This window comes from Verrucomicrobiota bacterium (genome assembly GCA_016200005.1).
Lineage (GTDB): Bacteria > Verrucomicrobiota > Verrucomicrobiia > Limisphaerales > PALSA-1396 > PALSA-1396.
In genome coordinates, this window is the sequence record JACQFP010000050.1 from 53,562 (window position 1) to 70,790 (window position 17,229).

The following is a 17,229-nucleotide window of genomic DNA, read 5'->3' on the forward strand; positions in this document are numbered from 1 at the left end:
GCATCGCGTAATAGAATAGTACGTATGACAGAGACTCTGACCATTCGATTGCCGAAATCTTTGGCGCGGGATTTTCGAGCCAAGGCCCGTGCCGCCAAGACCAATCCAACCGCCGTCCTGAGACGGGCCGCGGCGGAATTCGTGAATACCAAAGGCACGTTGGGGCGAAACGCCATGCAGGAGCACATCCGCGCCCGGGCCGGGACCTGGAACGGCCATTGTCCGGGCGCAGAATTGTTGCGGAGAACGCGACCATGATTCTGGTGGACACTTCGGTGATCGTGGCCTGGTTGGACGGGACACATAAGCACCATAAAGCCTGCACCGACGCGTTGGACACGTGCGCGGCGCGGGACACGCTCGCGGTGAGCAGCGTCACCTATTCGGAATTGGCGTCCGGCGCGCGCACGCGCGAAAGCGTGGACGAGGCATTGCAAGGTTTTGAGCAGATTGATCTGGATTTCGCTTCTGCCTGGCGCGCTGGTATAGCGTTTCGACAATACCGTTCGGGCAGTGAGGTGAAATCCGTGCTGCCTGACTTTTTCATCCGCGCACAGGCAGCGGTTTTGAACCTCCCGCATTTGACCAACGACCGCCGCCGAGTCAAATCCTTCCCGGACGTGGATTTTGAATTCGTTGATTAAACTGGTGTCGTCGCAACAAACGATCTTCCCGCTAATTGCTCCGCCTCTAAACAAGCCACGTCAAAAGTGATGGATTTTTCCCCCGTCTCATCGGTTAATCAACCTTGCCATGATTTCCGTCGTTGAACCTCAACCCGCCGGCATCGAGCTTGTCTCGCAGGTCGAGGAGATTTTTTCGCCCACAGGCTTGCTTTCCAAAGCGAGCAACTTTGAGTATCGGCCGCAACAACAGCAGATGGCGGTGGCCGTCGCCAAGGCGCTCGAAAATGGGGAGCATCTGGCCGTTGAAGCCGGCACGGGCGTCGGCAAGAGCCTCGCCTATCTCGTGCCAGCCATTTTGTTTGCGGTCGCTCGCAACAAAAAGGCGGTCGTCTCCACGCACACCATCAATCTCCAGGAGCAACTGACGGAAAAAGACCTGCCGATGCTGGCGCAAATCCTGCCGGTCAAATTCAACTTCACCATGCTGAAAGGACGAGCGAATTATCTTTGCTCGCGCCGGCTGCTCAAGGCCATGCAGCAGGCGGACAACCTGTTCACTTCGCCCGAAGCGCAGGAGCTTCAGCGCATTTACGAATGGTCCAAAACGACCACCGACGGAAGTCTCTCCGATTTCGAGATTGAGCCGGACGTGAAAGTGTGGACGCACGTTTGTTCCGAGCGCGGGCTGTGTTCGCCGAAAATCTGCGGTCACCAGTCCGACTTCGGCAAACAGAACGGCGTCTGCTTTTTTCAGCGCGCGCGCAGCCGGATTCTCGCCGCCAACGTGGTGGTACTCAACCACACGCTGTTTTTTACGCTGCTGGGCGGCATCGAGGAGGAAGTGGACGGCGGCATCTTGTTCAAGAATGACTTTGTGATCTTCGACGAGGCGCATACGGTGGAGAGCGTCGCCTCCCGTCACATCGGCCTGAGCGTTTCCAACGCCCAACTGCGCTACACGCTGCAACGGCTCTGGAATCCGCGCACCGAAAAGGGCCTGCTCTCGCTGCTTCGCAAAGGCGCGGCCGTGAATCTCGTCGCCGATCTTTTGCACGAGGCGGATAATTTTTTTTCGGAGGTCGAAAGCGCTTGCGAGGGGCTGATAAAAATCCGTCAAGAGAATATCATAGCAGACGAAACGAAATACGCCGCTTCGAAAAAGAACCGTGACTGGAGCGAACTCCGCATCCGCCGACCGGAACTCGTCAAGGACAACGTCACGCTGCCGATTCAACGGTTGCGCGAGGCCGTGAGTCAGTTGATCAAGATGAGCGAAGACAAGGACACCGGCCAGGAACTGGTGGAATGCAACCGCCGGCTGGCCGAGTTGCGTGAAGAAGTGGCTCTGTTTCTCTCTCAGAGCGCGAAGGAACACGTTTACTGGGTCGAGCGCAGCGGCAAAGCGCAAAAAAATCTCACGCTCAACGCCGCGCCGATTGATGTTGCTGATTTTTTGCGCCGACGGCTCTTCGGTGCGGACACGTCGATCGTCATGACCAGCGCCACTCTGGCGACATCCGCCAATCTCAAATCAGCTTCTCCAAAGGCGCAGGGAGGATTGAACTACTTCGCCCATCGCGTCGGCGCGGAAGCGGCCACGCTGCTCCAGGTCGGCTCGCCGTTCGATTACGAGCGGCAGATGAAAGTGTTTGTGGCGAATAAGATGCCCGACCCGCGCGATGCCGGTTATCGCGATGCGCTCGTCCATTGGATCAAGCATTTCGTGAAGACGACCCACGGCAAGGCCTTTGTGCTTTTTACGAATTTCAAGTTGATGCAGGAAGTCGGCGAGCGGATGCAGCCGTTCTTCGACGAGCTGGGCCTGAAATGTTTTGTGCAAGGCACCGGCACGCCCCGTTCGTTGATGCTGGAAAAATTCAAAGACGACGTGGACTCCGTACTCTTCGGCACCGCGAGCTTCTGGCAGGGCGTCGATGTGCCCGGGGAGGCGTTGTCGAATGTGATCATCACGCGACTGCCGTTTGCCGTGCCCGATCATCCATTGATCGAAGCGCGCATCGAGAGTATCGAGGCGCACGGTGGCAACTCGTTCAACGATTTCTCGCTGCCCGAAGCCATCTTGAAATTTCGTCAAGGCGTCGGGCGACTCATTCGCACCAAAAGCGACACCGGCATCGTCGTGGTACTGGACAACCGGGTGCTCACCAAAAAATACGGACAGGCGTTCCTCGACGCCTTGCCGAGGTGTCCGTTGGAAATTGTTTGAGCAGTTGAGGAAGCATCCCTGTGGATGCGAATCGGACGAAGACTCTCGCAGATTCCGTGAGCTGCGTGCGACGTTTCACCACACTTCTACAGGCCCTTTCGGCACGGGGATTTGTTCTCGTTGAACAACGCCCGACTCTTGCATGAAGGAAGCCACCATGGGCGCAGGACGATAGTTTGGTTTCAGCTCGCCATTGTCGTCGAGGAACTGCTGGCGCCAGCGGAGATAGTTTTCAAGGAGGCCGTGGAACTCAGCTTTCGTTGAAACCTGCACCGCGCGTTTGTTGAATTCGTTGGCCGGGCCGAACCGCTTCGCGTACCACGGCGCGACTTTGCGGAACATCCGGCAACCGAGTTCTTCCCCGAACACTTCGACCATGAGGTCAAGATGCCGGCACATCACACGCACGCGCTCATCGAAACTCGGCTCCGGCAAGACTTCGCCGGTTGTGGTGGTAGGGCGCGTCACTCCGTGCGCGCCGTCATTGGCGCTTGGACGAGCGGCGGGCAACGGAGTGCCCGCCCTACCAGTTCCGCTCGCCTGCAAGTAATGCAGCGTCCGTTTGAAAATCCACGGATCATAAAACGCGCCACGTCCGATGCTCACGCCCGCGCAGCCCGTCTCGTCCAACATCCGCTTGGCCGCTTGCGGCGTCGTCACGTCGCCGTTGCCGATGACCGGAATTCCTTTCACGACCTGCACCACGGCGCGAATGCCCGCCAGGTTCACGCGACCGCCAAATCCCTGTTCGCGCGTCCGGCCATGAACAAAGATTGCCGCCACGCCGACATCTTCCAATGTGCGAGCCAGATCAGGCGCTGTCAGATTCTGCTCATCCCAGCCGAGCCGCATCTTGGCGGTCACAGGAATTTTGACCGCCTCCACCATGCCGCGCACCAGTCTGGCGGTTTTCTCCAGTTCCGTCATCATCGCCGAGCCGCCGCCGACCCGGCAGACTTTGCGGACCGGACAACCCATGTTGATGTCCACCGCCGCCAGGCCGATGGATTCGAGGTACACCGCGGCATCCCGCATTTCTTCAGGAACAGAGCCGAACAATTGCACCGCCAATGGCCGGTCCGCCGGAGAACTTTCAATCAGCTTCAGCGCCTTGGCTTTCTTTTCGAGCAACGACCGCGCGTTTACCAGATCGGTTGTCGCCAGGTCCAATCCGCCAATCTCACGAAGCGTGAGGCGAAATGGCAAATTCGTGTAACCCGCCAGTGGCGACAGGAACAAATTCGATTTCAATGTCAGCGATCCGATTTGCATTCAGTCACAAACCATAGCAGAACGCTCAAACTCAACAAACAGGAATAACTTGGTGACCAGTCAGCCTCTCGACGGAAGGTCAGCCATTTGCGGGCTGGAGCGGGGCAAGCTACCGCCGCTGGCCCGTCTGTGCTGAACCCAAGCCGCGGGCGGCCCGGTGAGTCGCAGCCCGGCGAGGAGGGCAGAGGCGAAACTTGTGAAAGAGTGTGGTGCGGGGCTGACGGAGAGGCCGGTTTGTTGAATCGATATCGCTAACTGGGCTGCTGTCCGTCGCGAAGCCAAGCTCCTGTGGCGTTCATCAGCAGTCGAAAGAAGTTGCGCTTCTCCGCGTGGATATGAACTCGGTTTATTGGAGCCCCACCCTCCCACTCAAATCGATCTCCGCAGATTCTTGTCAAAGAAATCGGCAATCATCTGGATGAGTTCGGGGTGACTCGGACTCAACTCGCCGCCCGCTGGAACGAAACCGTGTCCCGCGTTTTTCACGACGACGAGCGTGGCCGGCACGCCCGCCTCCTTCAGCCGTTCGAGAAGTCGTTTCGACTGATCCAGCGCCACGACCTTGTCCTGGTCGCCGTGCAGAATCAGAAACGGCGGGTCGTCCCTGGAAACATAACTCACCGGGCTGGCGCGCTTCAGCATCTCATCCTTGTCCGAAGTGGCTCCGAAAACTTCCTGGGCAATCTTCGGGTTTCCGCGACCAACGCCAATCGTCAAGTCCGCCGGGCCGAACATGTCCACGACCGCCTGGACGCGGCTGGATTGATCGGCATGACCGCTGTTGCCCTCGAAGCCGGCACTGGCATCCGCAGTTCCGAGCAGCGCGACCAAATGTCCTCCCGCGCTGCCACCCCAAACTCCGATGCGTTTGGGATCGAGATGATATTTGTCGGCATTGGCGCGCAGAAAACGAACGGCGCATTTGGCATCTTCAATCTGCGCCGGGAACTTGAATTCCGGTGCAAGCCGATAGTTAATGGACGCCACGAGATAGCCACGCTTCACTAACTCGGGAATTGCCATTGCACCGGCGCCAGCGGCTTTGTCGCCCGCCCGCCAACCGCCGCCGTGGACATACATCGCGACCGGCAAGGCTTTGCCATCGGTTTTCTTCGGGAAGTAAAGATCCATTTTCAATTCCACTGCTCCCGCTCTACCGTACGTGACATCACGGTCGATTGTTTCCGCGGCGTCACTCAGGCCGGGAAGCACGGGAGCGGCCCTGACCGGTTGTGGTCTTCTCGTCGGGGCGGCGTCGGGAGTTTTGGGTGGATCTGCACCAACGGCGACCGACGTCAACGCGAGCGTTGTCAGTAGGCCGACGAGCTTCAACACCAGCTTGAGGATTTTCATAGGGAGTGTTCCAGTTGAATTATTTCGCACGAGCGTTGGTTCGGTTAGAAAGACGGTTGGTGCCCAGACGACATTACAAATCATATCCGTAGGTGCAAGGGAATACTGCTATCACCAAAGGCGGTCAGTCTTGCTGGAGGAATAGTTGAATGGCGCGTTGATAATCCTCAGGTTGATCAATGTCGAGGTCGAGACCGGGGTCATCCAGATTGCAAAGCCTCAAATCCTCCTGCTCAAGAAACTGCTTGAGGTCCTGCGCCGTTGAATCTTGCAGCCGGTGAAAAGCAGCCGCCGACAACAACACCGGATGGCGACGATGACCGCCTTGAAATGGCAGGCAAATCTCTTGAGGATGAGCGGTGGCGAATTCAATCAGCGCGCGCAACGTTTTGGACTGCAAGTGTGGTTGGTCGCCGAGCACCAATACCCAATGGGTCAAGCCAGCCCGCCAACCCGTCCAGCCAGCCGCGCATTGGATGGAACTGAACATTCCGCGCTGCGGTGCGGGATTCAGAATTCGATCTTCTCTTGGAAAGCGGAGTCGATCCAGTTCACTCGTCATATCCTGATCATCCGCCGCGCAGACCATGGCGATTTGTCCCGCACCGAGTTTTTTCCACTGCTCAACCAGGTGACCGATCACGGACGTGCCGCCCCAAGGCAAAAGCATTTTGGGCCGCCCCATCCGCGAAGAAGCTCCGGCGGCAAGGAGAACGACTCCGAGCGAGAACAGATTTGAAGTCGCTGGCGAAGGCATGAATTTGTTTTGATCAGAACTTTAATCAAGCGTTCGGCAAACGGTAATTCATTTTTGTTCCGTTCCGTCCAACCGGCCGTATTTCCGGATCTCCGGCCAGATAAGGGCCGTGGCGACGACGACGAGGACGGTTCCCATTCCACCTGACACCACCGCGAACACGGGACCAAGCAAGTGCGCCACGAAACCCGATTCAAACCCGCCGAGTTCGTTGGAAGTGCCGATGAACAAGCTGTTAACCGCGGAAACGCGCCCCCGCTTCGCGTCGGGTGTGAGCAATTGCACCAGCGTGTGGCGCACCACCACGCTGATGTTGTCCACCGCACCGCAGACAAAAAGCATGACCATGGCAAACCAGAATGAGGTTGAAAAACCAAAGGCCACCGTGGCCACTCCAAAAATCGCCACCGCCCAGAGCATCGCGCGCCCGGCTTTTTCCATGGGTGGACGGTGGGCCAGAATCATCGCTGAAAGCAGCGAACCCAAGGGCAACGCGGCCTGCAGCCAGCCCAGTCCCGTCGGGCCGACGCGTAAAATGTCCTTGGCATAAACCGGCAGCAGCGCCGTGGCGCCACCCAGCAACACGGCAAACATATCGAGTGAAATGATGCCGAACAGAATCCGGGTGTCGAAGACGAATCTGAAACCGGCGATCAAACTCTTGATCGTCATGTCTTCCCTGGCGGCGACAACCCGGCGGCTGCGGACAAACCACATCAACCCAACACAAATCAGCACCGCCCCAGTGTTGATTGCATAAACCGAGGCCGCGCTCCGGCTCAACGCAATCAGCATTCCACCCAAAGCCGGTCCGGCGACCGAGGATAGATGAAAGCTGCCGCTGTTCCACGTCACGGCTTTTGGAAAATTGCTGCGCGACACCAGTTGCGGCATCAAGGCGGCGCTGGCGGGCCAGAGAAAAGTGCGGGCCGCGCCCGCGGTGAACAAACAAAGATAGATCCAGATTACATCTGCGCGCAGCGTGGAAACCAAAGTCAGCCCCAGGCTGCACAGCGCGCTGACCGCGATCATCATGAGAACCACGCGCTTGCGGTTGTAATTGTCAGCCACGTGGCCGGCCGGAAGCGTCAGGAACACCATCGGCACCATTTGCGTCAGACCGACCAGCCCTAGTGCCAGGGCGGAATGCGTTCGTTCGTAAAGCTCCCAGCCCACCGCCACCGTCAGCATCTGCTGTCCGAGCGACGCGATGAAACGCGCGATCAGATAAAGCAGAAAATCCCGATTCCGCAAAACGGAATAGGGATCATGTGTGGCTGCCAGAGCAGGCAAATTCACCGCTTCACGGAACGACTCGGGATCATTCATCGCCTCAATGATTGTCCCGCAAGAAGTTGCCGCGCTCAATAAAACTTTTTACTTCGGCCGACTTAATGGCTTTCCTCCCGCCAACCCGTCTGGTCAATCCGGCGAAACTCCGCCTGAACGTCCGTGCCCTCGTAAAACGACAGCCAGCCGCGCAACCGCTTGGTCTCGCCGGGCGCGCAGTCGGGAAATTTCGGGTCGGAATGAAGACACGGACACTTCGCGTTGGCCCACGGATGATGACAGGGATCCCAGGCGGTAATGATCCAGCGTTTGCCATCGCTTGACCGGCAGGCCACATAAGGATTGGAAAGAACCTTGTTGTCGTTGGTCTGTTGTTCAAAGCCGCGCGCGCCTTTCAGCATCACGCAATTCTGCACGCGCAAATCGCTCAAGGTTTCCTTCGCGCCGTTCTTCAACCAGAGTTCCATGCGCACGGCTTCGCGCGTGGGCACGACCTTCGCGCCAAAGACAATTCCGTTCGGCAACTTTCGTTCGATGTCGAATGTCCCATCCGCGCGGCGATTCCATTCCAACGGTTCGAGTTTGATGTTTTGTTTCGTCCAGACCGTGGGAACGTGTGTGTGCGCCAGATAAGTCAGCCCGAGATTCGACCAGATGGCTTCCGGCACATCAACCACCACGTAACTGTTTTCATCCCACGGCGTGAAGACGCTCACCTTGGTTTCACGCTGCGGGTTGACTGCGCCATCGAGAAAGCCGATGCGCGGATGGCGCCCGCCGGGATAAGCCAGAACCAGCAACGGCGCATTGGCGGGTCGCTTGGGCCGATGGTCAGGAGTGATATTGAATGTTTTCAGCGCGGTGGAAATCTCATTGTCCCCGAGTCCGGTTGCAGACTTGATTTCGTCGGTGGTGAAGTGATGATACCAAACCATGTTCTGCAACCAGTAACGCAGCTCGGCTTCACCGGCAGGCTTTCGATAATTAGCCGCAGCGTCCTCCGCTCCTTGGAGAGGCCCAAGGCAGACCGAGGACGCAATCAGAAAACTAAAGAGGAAAAAACAACGGCACTTGGATGTACTCCTCAGAGATTTTTGCAAAACCTGGGCTTTGTTTCTTCCTCGCCCCGCGACGCAGGAGTGGGGAGAGGACCGAGGAGAGGGGAAATCCCAACAAAAACGCACCTCCTCTCCCCGGCCCTCTCCTCCATCCGATGGAGGAGAGGGAGAAAAATCATCGTGCCACTCTCTGTTTCGCGCGTTCTGCAAAAGTCTCTTCATACATTGAGAGGTGACTGATGGTTGATTGCATTCTGGCCGGTTTCGGGCACTGGGGCCTTACGGTTTGTCGGCGGGTTTCGGACCGCCAGCAACATGGCGAATTCGGATCTCGCGCAACGCGGCCGTGGTTTGCCACGAAGCCAGGCCAAAGGGTTTGGAAAGCTCAATCTCGCCGGCGCGAAGTGAAATCCTGCGTCCTTCAGTGGGCAGGTCCACCAGTTTTTCGTCGTCAATCCACGCTTCGATCTTCGCGGTCGTCACGCGCACACGAATGCGATACCAGCGTCCCCGATCGGCTTTGAAGTAATGGGTCGTTTCATTTTCCGATGCGTCCATGCCGTCAATGCTCGACAACCCCACCACCGCCCCACCCCAACCGCCAACGATGAAACTGCAAAAGGCGTCGCCCACCGGAAACGTCAGCCCGCAGAAAAAGTCTGATCCCTCGGCCCGCATAGCTTCGAGTGAGACCTCGTAATTGACCTTCGGAAGTTCATTGGTCCAGACGACGCCTGTCAACGCGGCGCCGGTTCCCAGCACGAGAGTGCCCGCCTCGCAGTATGCATCACCGTGTCCGCCGAAATCTGTAACGCTCCAGCCCGTCAAAGTCTTGCCGTCGAACAGTGACTTCCACCCCTCGCCCACAACCGGCGCGGGCGGTGTGGCTGCCGCCTGCCTGATGATTTCGTCGGCGGCAGTTCGCTCGGCGACCATCCGCTTCTGGTAGTCCGATTGGGTTTCGATCATGAGTTTGTCTGCTTTGGAAGCACACCCAACCAGCAACACGGCGACCAGGGCGGAACCCCACAAGGTCTGAAACGAGTTTTTGATCATTGAGCAACGATCTGGTTGTTTCTCGTAATTCTTCATTTGCGACTGCTTATCGGTGTCCCGCTTTGACCGGTTTGCCGTTCAGGAAATCAATCTCGATCAGTTTTTCGCTGGTCGGAATTCGGGCCACAACCTTTTTCGTTTGCGTGTTGATGACCGCCCCGGCGTCGGGATAGGCATATTTGCCATCCAGACTGAACGAAATCCAGCCGGGCTTGGGTTGCTCGTCCGGGTTGGCGAAGATCGGAACGTCGGCAAGGTGTTTGGGCGGCATGACCGTGGCGTCATAAACAAACACGTAGCCGTGGACGCCATCGACGACCCAGATTTCCTTTTGATCAGGCCGCAAGTTGATGCCATGACTTGGCGTGCTGTGCGGTTTGCGCGCCGTGGGATTCTTGATTTGCGGTATTCGATCCGATGGCGTTTGCGCCTCAACTCGATGAATCACCTTGCCGCTTTTGATATCGCCCACTTCAAACCCCAGCAATCCATCCACGTTGGCAAAGAGGTATTTCTCATCATCGGTTACGGTAAACGGACGGACGCCCCGGCTGAACGGACCGACCTTGCGGACGATCTTGTGGGTGGCGGTGTCCGCAATGAAAACGTAGGGCATCGTCAAGACTTCCAGATACATTCTTGTCCCGGCAGGGTTGCACCAGGTGTTGTGCGGACCGAAGTCGCCAATGGGATTCTCGTCGTATTGTTTGCCGCGACCGGTTTCAATTCTCGCCCACACCTCGCCATCGGCGGCGTTGAGCACCCACCAGTTCCCATCGTAACGGCACGGCAGATAAATGGTTTTCCCATCCGGCGTGATGGCCATGCTATCGACATATTTCCCGTAAGTTCGCCGCCACGAAATCGAGTCGCCCGCAATCTCCAGGCAGATCAGTTCGTCCCGTTTGTTGGAGGTGATGTAAAGTTTGCCAAGCGATGGGCTGGCGCAAATACCTTTGTACTCGCCGGAGTCCGGCAGCTCGATCTTTCTGATGAACTTGTGCCCCTGGTTGATGTCGTAAACACTCAACCCCGATTTGTCCGCCACGTATAATCGTCGTTCCAGCGGGGCGGCAGGCGCTTCCGGTTTCACCACCGCGCACCGCGCGGCATCAAGCTGCAGACCAAGCCAGACACAGACAGCGAAGGTCAGCGGCTTCGAACGGCAACGCGATTCTCGGACAGAATTCATCATCGTGTTTCAAGGGAATTCTATTAGAGTCGCGAGGAAAACGCACCATCTTAATTCAAACTGAATCTTATGACTGATGGGATCCCCGGCTTCTTGCGCGTCCAGTCCGACGGCCTTCTGCTGTCCGTGAAATTGCAACCGCGCGCTTCGGCCAACCAGATCGGCGAACCGTTGGGAAATGAATTGCGCATCAAGGTCACGGCGCCGCCGGTCGATGCGGCGGCGAACGAGGCGTTGCTGCGTCTCCTGGCGGAAACCCTGGATCGCCCGCGCAATTGCATCGAATTGGTGCGCGGTCACACCTCCCGTCACAAAGTCCTCAAGCTGCATGGCATTTCGGTTGCGACGGCGGTCGCAAAATTAACCGCGGCTCAATGAGCAGCCGGAGCGGTCGATAAGGGGGACGTAAGATGTTTTGACCGCGCGGCTGAACTCATCTTAGCCTCAGACATGGCCTCATCACAGAATGACAAACCGTTTTCCCTGGCACGGGTGTTGCGCGTGCCGCTGTTGGTTTTGTTCCTCCTGCTGTGGCTGGGCGTCGTCCTATTGATGTTTTTGCTGCACCTCCCCCTGCCCGACGATTGGCAATGGGTGACGGCCCTCTTCCTCGCGTCGGCCACCGCGACAACTCTGGTTGCCATGACGCGGCGTTTGCCCGCCCAAAACGTGGCGGTGGCGGCGGGGTTGATCGCATTTGTTTCCGGCGTCGTTCAGGCCGTCGGTGCGGCCACAGGCATTCCCTTTGGTGCTTACGTTTACACCGACAATGTTGGCCCACGACTCTTCGACACGCTCCCGCTGCTGATGCCGCTGGTGTGGATCGTGGCGATCATCAATTCGCGCGGCGTCGCCCGATTGATGCTGCGACCCTGGCGCAAAACCAAACTCTACGGCTTTCGCGTCATCGGGCTGACGTGCCTGCTGGTAACGCTGCTGGATTTCGGATTGGAACCGTTCGCCACCAAAGTGAATCGATTTTGGATCTGGCAGACCCCGGCGACGGTTCTTGCCTGGCACACGGCACCGTGGATCAACTTTTTCGGCTGGGCCATGACTACGTTGTTGATTCTGGTGGTTGCCACCCCATGGTTCATCGTCAAGCGATCCGCCGGTCAACCACCCGACTATCATCCGCTCATCGTGTGGTTGTCGCTGATCTTGCTGTTCGCGGCCGGCACCGCCGGACACCAGCTTTGGTGGGCTGCCGGTTCCAGTGTGCTGGCGGGTGTTCTCGTAACGATCTTCGCCCTGCGTGGCGCCCGCTGGTGAATCATTGTAGCACATGCGGCTCACCTTTTGCCGGCGGCACGCGCTCCAGGGCGCGATCTCCGGTTCGACAAGCTGCCGCCGCGCGCCCAAATTGTGTCCCTGATTGCCCCGACAACATTACAATCAAGATCTGGACCGAAGCGGAGTTGCAGGCCCTCCCCGAAGACGATTACCTCCACGAAGTGGTCAACGGCGAACGGGTTAGGAGCCCGACAAATAATTGTTTTGCACGGTCGAATTTGCGCCTGTCTGCGGGTCGCCATTGAAAACTTCAACGGCAGTCACCAACTCGGTGTTGTTCTCGACTCCAGCATGGGCTTCTGGATGTTCAATCGCAACTGCCGCGCGCCGGACATCTCCTTCGTTCCAAAGGCGCGGCTTAGGTCCCTCAATTTCAAACCGTCCGCGCAAACTTGCTTCCCGGGGGCACCAGACTTGGCTGTCGCAGTGCTGTCGCCGAAAAACACCCGCGCAAAGAGATTGACGCGCGGTTGAAAGACTTCTTTGCCAGCGGCACGCAAGTCGCCTGGATCATCCACCCCGTTCAGCAATGCGCGGAGATCTGCCACGCCGTGAACAAACGGGAATTACTCGCTCCCGGAGCGTTTCTTGATGGCGAAAATCTGTTGTCCGGCTTCCGTTACGCCATCGCCGACCTTTTCAAGGAGTGGGACTGGGCGTAAGCAAGATTGCGGAATTGGAGATCCTGATTTGAGGCGCACCCGCGGGCTGTGCGTTGCGGGTGAAGCGAGATCGGGCTTGGCCGCGGAGCAGAGATTCCACAGTGAGCCAACCGGCGGTGACGATATCCCGGTGATGTCCTGCCATCATGGTTGCGAAGCTCTGTCCAAAGTCTGGGATCCGCAAATGGAAAATGTTTGCCCGATTTCTGCCGCTGTTGCACGCTGTTGGAAACCTTCTGTCGCACTCAAGCGTCTAAGAAAACCGTATGTTGAAACCATTGCCTGTTAAGAAATGGAATTTCACAACTGCGGCGCATCTACTGAACCGCGCCGGCTTCGGCGGCCCGCCGGCTGAAATCGATAAACTGGTGGACCTTGGGCTCGACAAGGCGGTTACTCAACTGGTCGATTACGAAAACATTCCTGATCCCACGCCCAATCCGGATTGGGCCAAGCCCGACCCCAACCGCGCCCAAAAGTTCAAGGAACTCCGGGAGAGCACGCCGGAGCAGCGGAAGAAATTGCAGCAGGCCGAAAGGCAGATGCAACAGCAACAAATTACTGAGTTGCGTGGCTGGTGGTTGCAGCGGATGGCCAAAGGGCCGCGTCCGCTGCAGGAGAAGATGACACTTTTTTGGCACGGCCATTTCGCCACCAGCGTTGAAAAGGTGAGAGACGCCTACCTTATGTGGCGGCAGAACGAACTTTTCCGTCGTCTGGTCACTGGCGATTGGTTGGATATGTTGGTCCGGGTCGCGCAAGACCCGGCCATGTTGATCTGGCTGGATCAGGCTCAGAGCAGGAAGGAGCATCCCAACGAGAATTTCGCCCGCGAAGTCATGGAGTTGTTCGCGCTTGGAGAGGGGCATTACTCGGAGAAGGACATCTCGGAAGCCGCGCGTGCCCTGACGGGTTGGAGCTACGACCGCATCAAGCAAAGATTTGTTGAACGCCCGAACGTGCATGATGACGGTGAAAAGACAGTGCTGGGGCGCACCGGCAATCTCGACGGCAAAGAATTTCTGGAGCAAGTCGTAGCACAACCACAGTCCGCCCGCTTCATTACCGCAAAGATTTGGAACTTCTTTGCCGGACAACCTGCATCGGACGAATTGGTCACGGCCATGGCCGATGTGTTTCGCAAGGCGAATAATAATTTCAAACCGCTTCTCCATGCCCTGTTTCGCAGCGAAGAGTTTTACTCGGACAACATCATCCGCAATCAGGTGAAGAGTCCGGTGCAATGGTTGGTGGGCAGCGTGCGCGTGTTGGAGCGTGAATTGCCGCCGCCCGTGGTTTGCTTTAGTCTTACGCGAAATCTGGGCCAGGATTTGTTTGCGCCTCCGAACGTCAAAGGCTGGGACGGCGGTCTGAGTTGGATCACGACCAACAACCTGCTCGCCCGCTACAACGAATCCGCCATGCTTGTTCTGGGTGACAAGTCCATGCTGGCCGGATTGAGTTTCGGAAAAGCGAAGGCGCCGATGAAAAGGCAACAACAGATGCAGAGGCGCTTGGAGAATCTGCCTTTGGTGACCGTTTCACCCGAAAAAATCCTGACGGCGGAAGAACGGAAGAACAAGGACGCGTTGATCGCCGCTTTGGAAAAGCGTTTGCTCCAAGGGAAACTGAAGGAAAAACAGGAAAAAGTCCTTCACGAATTTCTGGATTCGCAAGGCGCGCTGGATGACCAGGTGGTTTTGGAAGCGGTCCGGCTGATTATGAGCACGCCCGAATATCAACTGACCTGAACTCTGCAACTTTATGAAAACGGAACTCACACTTAAAACGCGACGGGAATTTCTGCGCACGACGCTGTTGGGCGGCGCGGTTTCGTGGACGGCGCCCTCGTTTTTGGCCAACACATTTGCGGCGTTGCAAGCCGACGCCGCGGATTCCGCCACGCAAATCACCACGGGCCACGATTCCACAATTCTGGTTGTTCTCCAGATGGCCGGCGGCAATGACGGACTGAACACCGTCGTGCCGTACGCCAATGATTTTTATCAGGACGCGCGCCCCAAAATTCGTTTGTCCGGCAACGATGTGTTGAAGATCAACGATCAGGTCGGGCTGCATCCAAACCTCGACAGTTTCAAGGAACTCTACGACAACGGAAATCTCTCGATCGTTCAGGGCGTCGGCTATCCGAATCCGAATCGCTCCCATTTCCGCTCGACAGAAATCTGGCAGACGGCGACCGACTCCAACCGGTATGGCAAATACGGCTGGATCGGCAGTTATTTCGACCACACCTGTTCCGGTTGTGATCCAACCGTCGGCGTGAACATCGGCCGCCAGATGCCGCAGGCCTTTGCCGCCAAGAAGCCCAAAGGTGTCAGCTTGGACAATCCGCAAAACTATCGCTTCATGAGCCCCGAAGGCACCGAGCAATCGTTCCGGAAAATGAACCAACCTGACGAGAACATGACTGACACTTCCGCGGATGATAACTCCGGCGGCACGATTGGCGCCATTTCCGGTCACGCACATCACAGCGGATCGGCGCTCGACTTTCTGGAACGTACGGCGCTCGATGCCCAGGTCAGCTCTGACAAAATCCGCGCCCTCAGCAACAAAGTCGAAAACAAGGCCGTCTATCCGGGTTCCCAACTGGCCAATGCGCTCAAACTTGTGGCGCGCCTGATTGGTGGCGGTCTGCCGGCGCGCATTTTTTACGTTTCACAGGGCGGTTACGACACGCACACCAATCAGGTGCCGACGCAGGACCGTTTGCTGAAAGACTTGGGCGATTCAGTGCAGGCGTTCGTTGAAGACATGAGCGCGCAAGGGAATATGCAACGTGTGTTGGTGATGACCTTCAGCGAATTTGGCCGCCGCGTGGCGGAAAATGCCAATGGTGGCACGGATCACGGTGCCGCCGCGCCGATGTTCGTCATTGGCGAAAAGGTCAAAGCCGGACTGTTGGGCAAATATCCGAGTCTCGCGCCCGACGACCTGGTGAATGGTGATTTGAAATACACCGTCGATTTCCGCTCCGTCTATGCCGGGGTTCTTGAAGGCTGGTTGAAAACCCCCAGCGCTCCGATTCTGGGCAAAAAGTTTGAACCGTTAATTTGCACATAGACACATCGGGGACAGACAAGCCTCAGCATTTTTGCGTGCGAAAGATGCCTCCGGCCCCGCGCACAAAAACATGGCGCGGCAAAGCCACAACCAAAACATCCAACATCCAACATCGAACGCCCAAGGACTGGCGCACCTGCGGGTTCGGCGTTGGATGTTGGATGTTGGATGTTCCCTTTCGGAAAAATCTTCGTCGGAAGCGACGATGTTGGGAGATAGCACTGCGACGTCTGAGCACTTCATCTCGTTTCTTTTGATTGGCTCTCATGGGACAAAAATGAACAAATAAACCGTTCCGGTGCTATGGGGTATTTCCCCGATGCGACTTTCAAGCGGTCCCGATACGGCGGATGGGAATAAGGTGTGCGGAATTGAACACGCCCCTCACCCCGGCCCTCTCCCCGTCCGACGGGGAGAGGGTGAAACTGCGGCGACGTTGCGGCAAATCACCGAACGGTGCGTGTCGGCTATACACGCGGCGTAACATGGTGACCGAGAAATCCGAAGGCCGAAATCCGAAGTCCGAAAGAAACCCGAAGCCCGAAGCCCGAAGCCAATAGCGCGGCTTGTCGTTTGGATTTCGGATTTCGGTATTCGGATTTCTTTCGGATTTCGGCCCTCGGATTTCGGATTTTCCGTCGGGAGATGTGTCTAAACTTCGTTGTCGTCGTACTAGATGATGGTCAACTGCACACTGCTCTCGATGATGCCCGCACTGATGGCGTAGCGGGTGAGTCCGGCGGTGTCGTGGATGTTAAGCTTTGCCATGAGATGCTGCCGATGTTTGTCCACCGTTTTGAAGCTCACCCCCAGTTCGTCGGCGACCTGTTTGTTGGCCTTGCCTTCGGCAATCAACTGGAGCACCTCCACCTCGCGCGAACTGAGGCGGTTACCTCCCTTCTTGAGCCGTACCACTCGATTGAGCGACTTCCGATCGCGACCATTGAGGCGCTTGGCAATGGCCGGGCTGAAAAAGGTGTTGCCTTTTTGGACCTCGCGGATCGCCGTGGCCAGATTGTCTGAGGAGGTTTGTTTGAGCAAAAATCCCACGGCACCCAACTCGGTCACTTGCTCAACGTAAGCGTCATCACTGTGCGCGGAGAGAATGAGCACCTTGGTGTCGGGAAAATCTTTGCGAATTTGCCGGGTGGCTTCCAAGCCATTCAACAACGGCATGGCGATGTCCATCACAACCACGGCGGGCCGCAGTGTTTTGACCAAGGCGACTGCCTGGCGGCCAGTCTCCGCTTCACCGACCACTTCAATGTCGCGTTCGTGTTTCAATAGTGACCGAAACCCTTCCCGGACAATTGCGTGGTCTTCAGCCAGTAGGACAGTGATTCGTTTCATAGATAT

The 17,229-nt window shown here is 57.2% G+C and carries 17 protein-coding genes; 9 read left to right on the forward strand and 8 right to left on the reverse strand.

Annotation, left to right across the window (positions count from 1 at the left end; translation table 11 throughout):
• The first annotated feature begins 24 nt into the window (after positions 1-24).
• From HY298_18360 to HY298_18370, 3 genes are all read left to right on the forward strand, one after another.
• On the forward strand, positions 25-258 hold the full coding sequence (locus HY298_18360; GenBank protein MBI3852224.1) for a hypothetical protein: 234 nt from the start codon (positions 25-27) through the stop codon (positions 256-258).
• The gene (locus tag HY298_18365; protein MBI3852225.1) at positions 255-644 is read left to right on the forward strand and encodes a PIN domain-containing protein; all 390 of its coding nucleotides are present in this window, start codon (positions 255-257) and stop codon (positions 642-644) included. The genes HY298_18360 and HY298_18365 overlap by 4 nt, the downstream gene beginning before the upstream one ends.
• A gap of 109 nt (positions 645-753) precedes the next feature.
• Complete coding sequence (locus HY298_18370; protein MBI3852226.1) at positions 754-2,853, forward strand: ATP-dependent DNA helicase; 2,100 nt, start codon at positions 754-756, stop codon at positions 2,851-2,853.
• Positions 2,854-2,928: 75 nt separating this feature from the next.
• Here HY298_18370 and HY298_18375 read toward each other — a convergent pair whose 3' ends face one another.
• The 7 genes from HY298_18375 to HY298_18405 form a co-directional block, all read right to left on the reverse strand.
• A complete protein-coding gene (locus HY298_18375; protein ID MBI3852227.1) occupies positions 2,929-4,125 on the reverse strand; it encodes a tRNA-dihydrouridine synthase in 1,197 nt (398 codons plus the stop codon).
• Between the two features lie 369 nt (positions 4,126-4,494).
• Positions 4,495-5,478, reverse strand: coding sequence for an alpha/beta hydrolase (locus HY298_18380; GenBank protein ID MBI3852228.1), 984 nt, complete (start codon positions 5,476-5,478; stop codon positions 4,495-4,497).
• Between the two features lie 124 nt (positions 5,479-5,602).
• Positions 5,603-6,235: a nucleotidyltransferase family protein gene (locus tag HY298_18385; GenBank protein ID MBI3852229.1), complete on the reverse strand. Its 633-nt coding sequence runs from the start codon at positions 6,233-6,235 to the stop codon at positions 5,603-5,605.
• A gap of 48 nt (positions 6,236-6,283) precedes the next feature.
• Positions 6,284-7,564, reverse strand: coding sequence for an MFS transporter (locus HY298_18390; protein MBI3852230.1), 1,281 nt, complete (start codon positions 7,562-7,564; stop codon positions 6,284-6,286).
• A 62-nt stretch (positions 7,565-7,626) separates the two neighbouring features.
• Positions 7,627-8,460: a hypothetical protein gene (locus tag HY298_18395; protein ID MBI3852231.1), complete on the reverse strand. Its 834-nt coding sequence runs from the start codon at positions 8,458-8,460 to the stop codon at positions 7,627-7,629.
• A 402-nt stretch (positions 8,461-8,862) separates the two neighbouring features.
• Positions 8,863-9,519, reverse strand: coding sequence for a DUF1080 domain-containing protein (locus HY298_18400; protein ID MBI3852232.1), 657 nt, complete (start codon positions 9,517-9,519; stop codon positions 8,863-8,865).
• 166 nt (positions 9,520-9,685) lie between these two features.
• Complete coding sequence (locus HY298_18405) at positions 9,686-10,834, reverse strand: YncE family protein (GenBank protein MBI3852233.1); 1,149 nt, start codon at positions 10,832-10,834, stop codon at positions 9,686-9,688.
• Positions 10,835-10,900: 66 nt separating this feature from the next.
• Here HY298_18405 and HY298_18410 point away from each other — a divergent pair, with 66 nt between their 5' ends.
• The 6 genes from HY298_18410 (at position 10,901) to HY298_18435 (ending at position 15,873) form a co-directional block, all read left to right on the forward strand.
• Positions 10,901-11,209, forward strand: a complete 309-nt coding sequence (locus HY298_18410; GenBank protein MBI3852234.1) for a DUF167 domain-containing protein — start codon at positions 10,901-10,903, stop codon at positions 11,207-11,209.
• Positions 11,210-11,281: 72 nt separating this feature from the next.
• Positions 11,282-12,103, forward strand: coding sequence for a carotenoid biosynthesis protein (locus HY298_18415; protein ID MBI3852235.1), 822 nt, complete (start codon positions 11,282-11,284; stop codon positions 12,101-12,103).
• 225 nt (positions 12,104-12,328) lie between these two features.
• A complete protein-coding gene (locus HY298_18420; protein MBI3852236.1) occupies positions 12,329-12,598 on the forward strand; it encodes a Uma2 family endonuclease in 270 nt (89 codons plus the stop codon).
• Positions 12,595-12,786: a hypothetical protein gene (locus tag HY298_18425; protein ID MBI3852237.1), complete on the forward strand. Its 192-nt coding sequence runs from the start codon at positions 12,595-12,597 to the stop codon at positions 12,784-12,786. The genes HY298_18420 and HY298_18425 overlap by 4 nt, the downstream gene beginning before the upstream one ends.
• Positions 12,787-13,052: 266 nt before the next feature.
• Entirely contained in the window at positions 13,053-14,537 is a 1,485-nt protein-coding gene (locus HY298_18430) for a DUF1800 domain-containing protein (GenBank protein ID MBI3852238.1), read from the forward strand.
• A 13-nt stretch (positions 14,538-14,550) separates the two neighbouring features.
• The gene (locus tag HY298_18435) at positions 14,551-15,873 is read left to right on the forward strand and encodes a DUF1501 domain-containing protein (protein MBI3852239.1); all 1,323 of its coding nucleotides are present in this window, start codon (positions 14,551-14,553) and stop codon (positions 15,871-15,873) included.
• 672 nt (positions 15,874-16,545) lie between these two features.
• Here HY298_18435 and HY298_18440 read toward each other — a convergent pair.
• The gene (locus tag HY298_18440; protein ID MBI3852240.1) at positions 16,546-17,223 is read right to left on the reverse strand and encodes a response regulator transcription factor; all 678 of its coding nucleotides are present in this window, start codon (positions 17,221-17,223) and stop codon (positions 16,546-16,548) included.
• Positions 17,224-17,229: the final 6 nt, after the last annotated feature.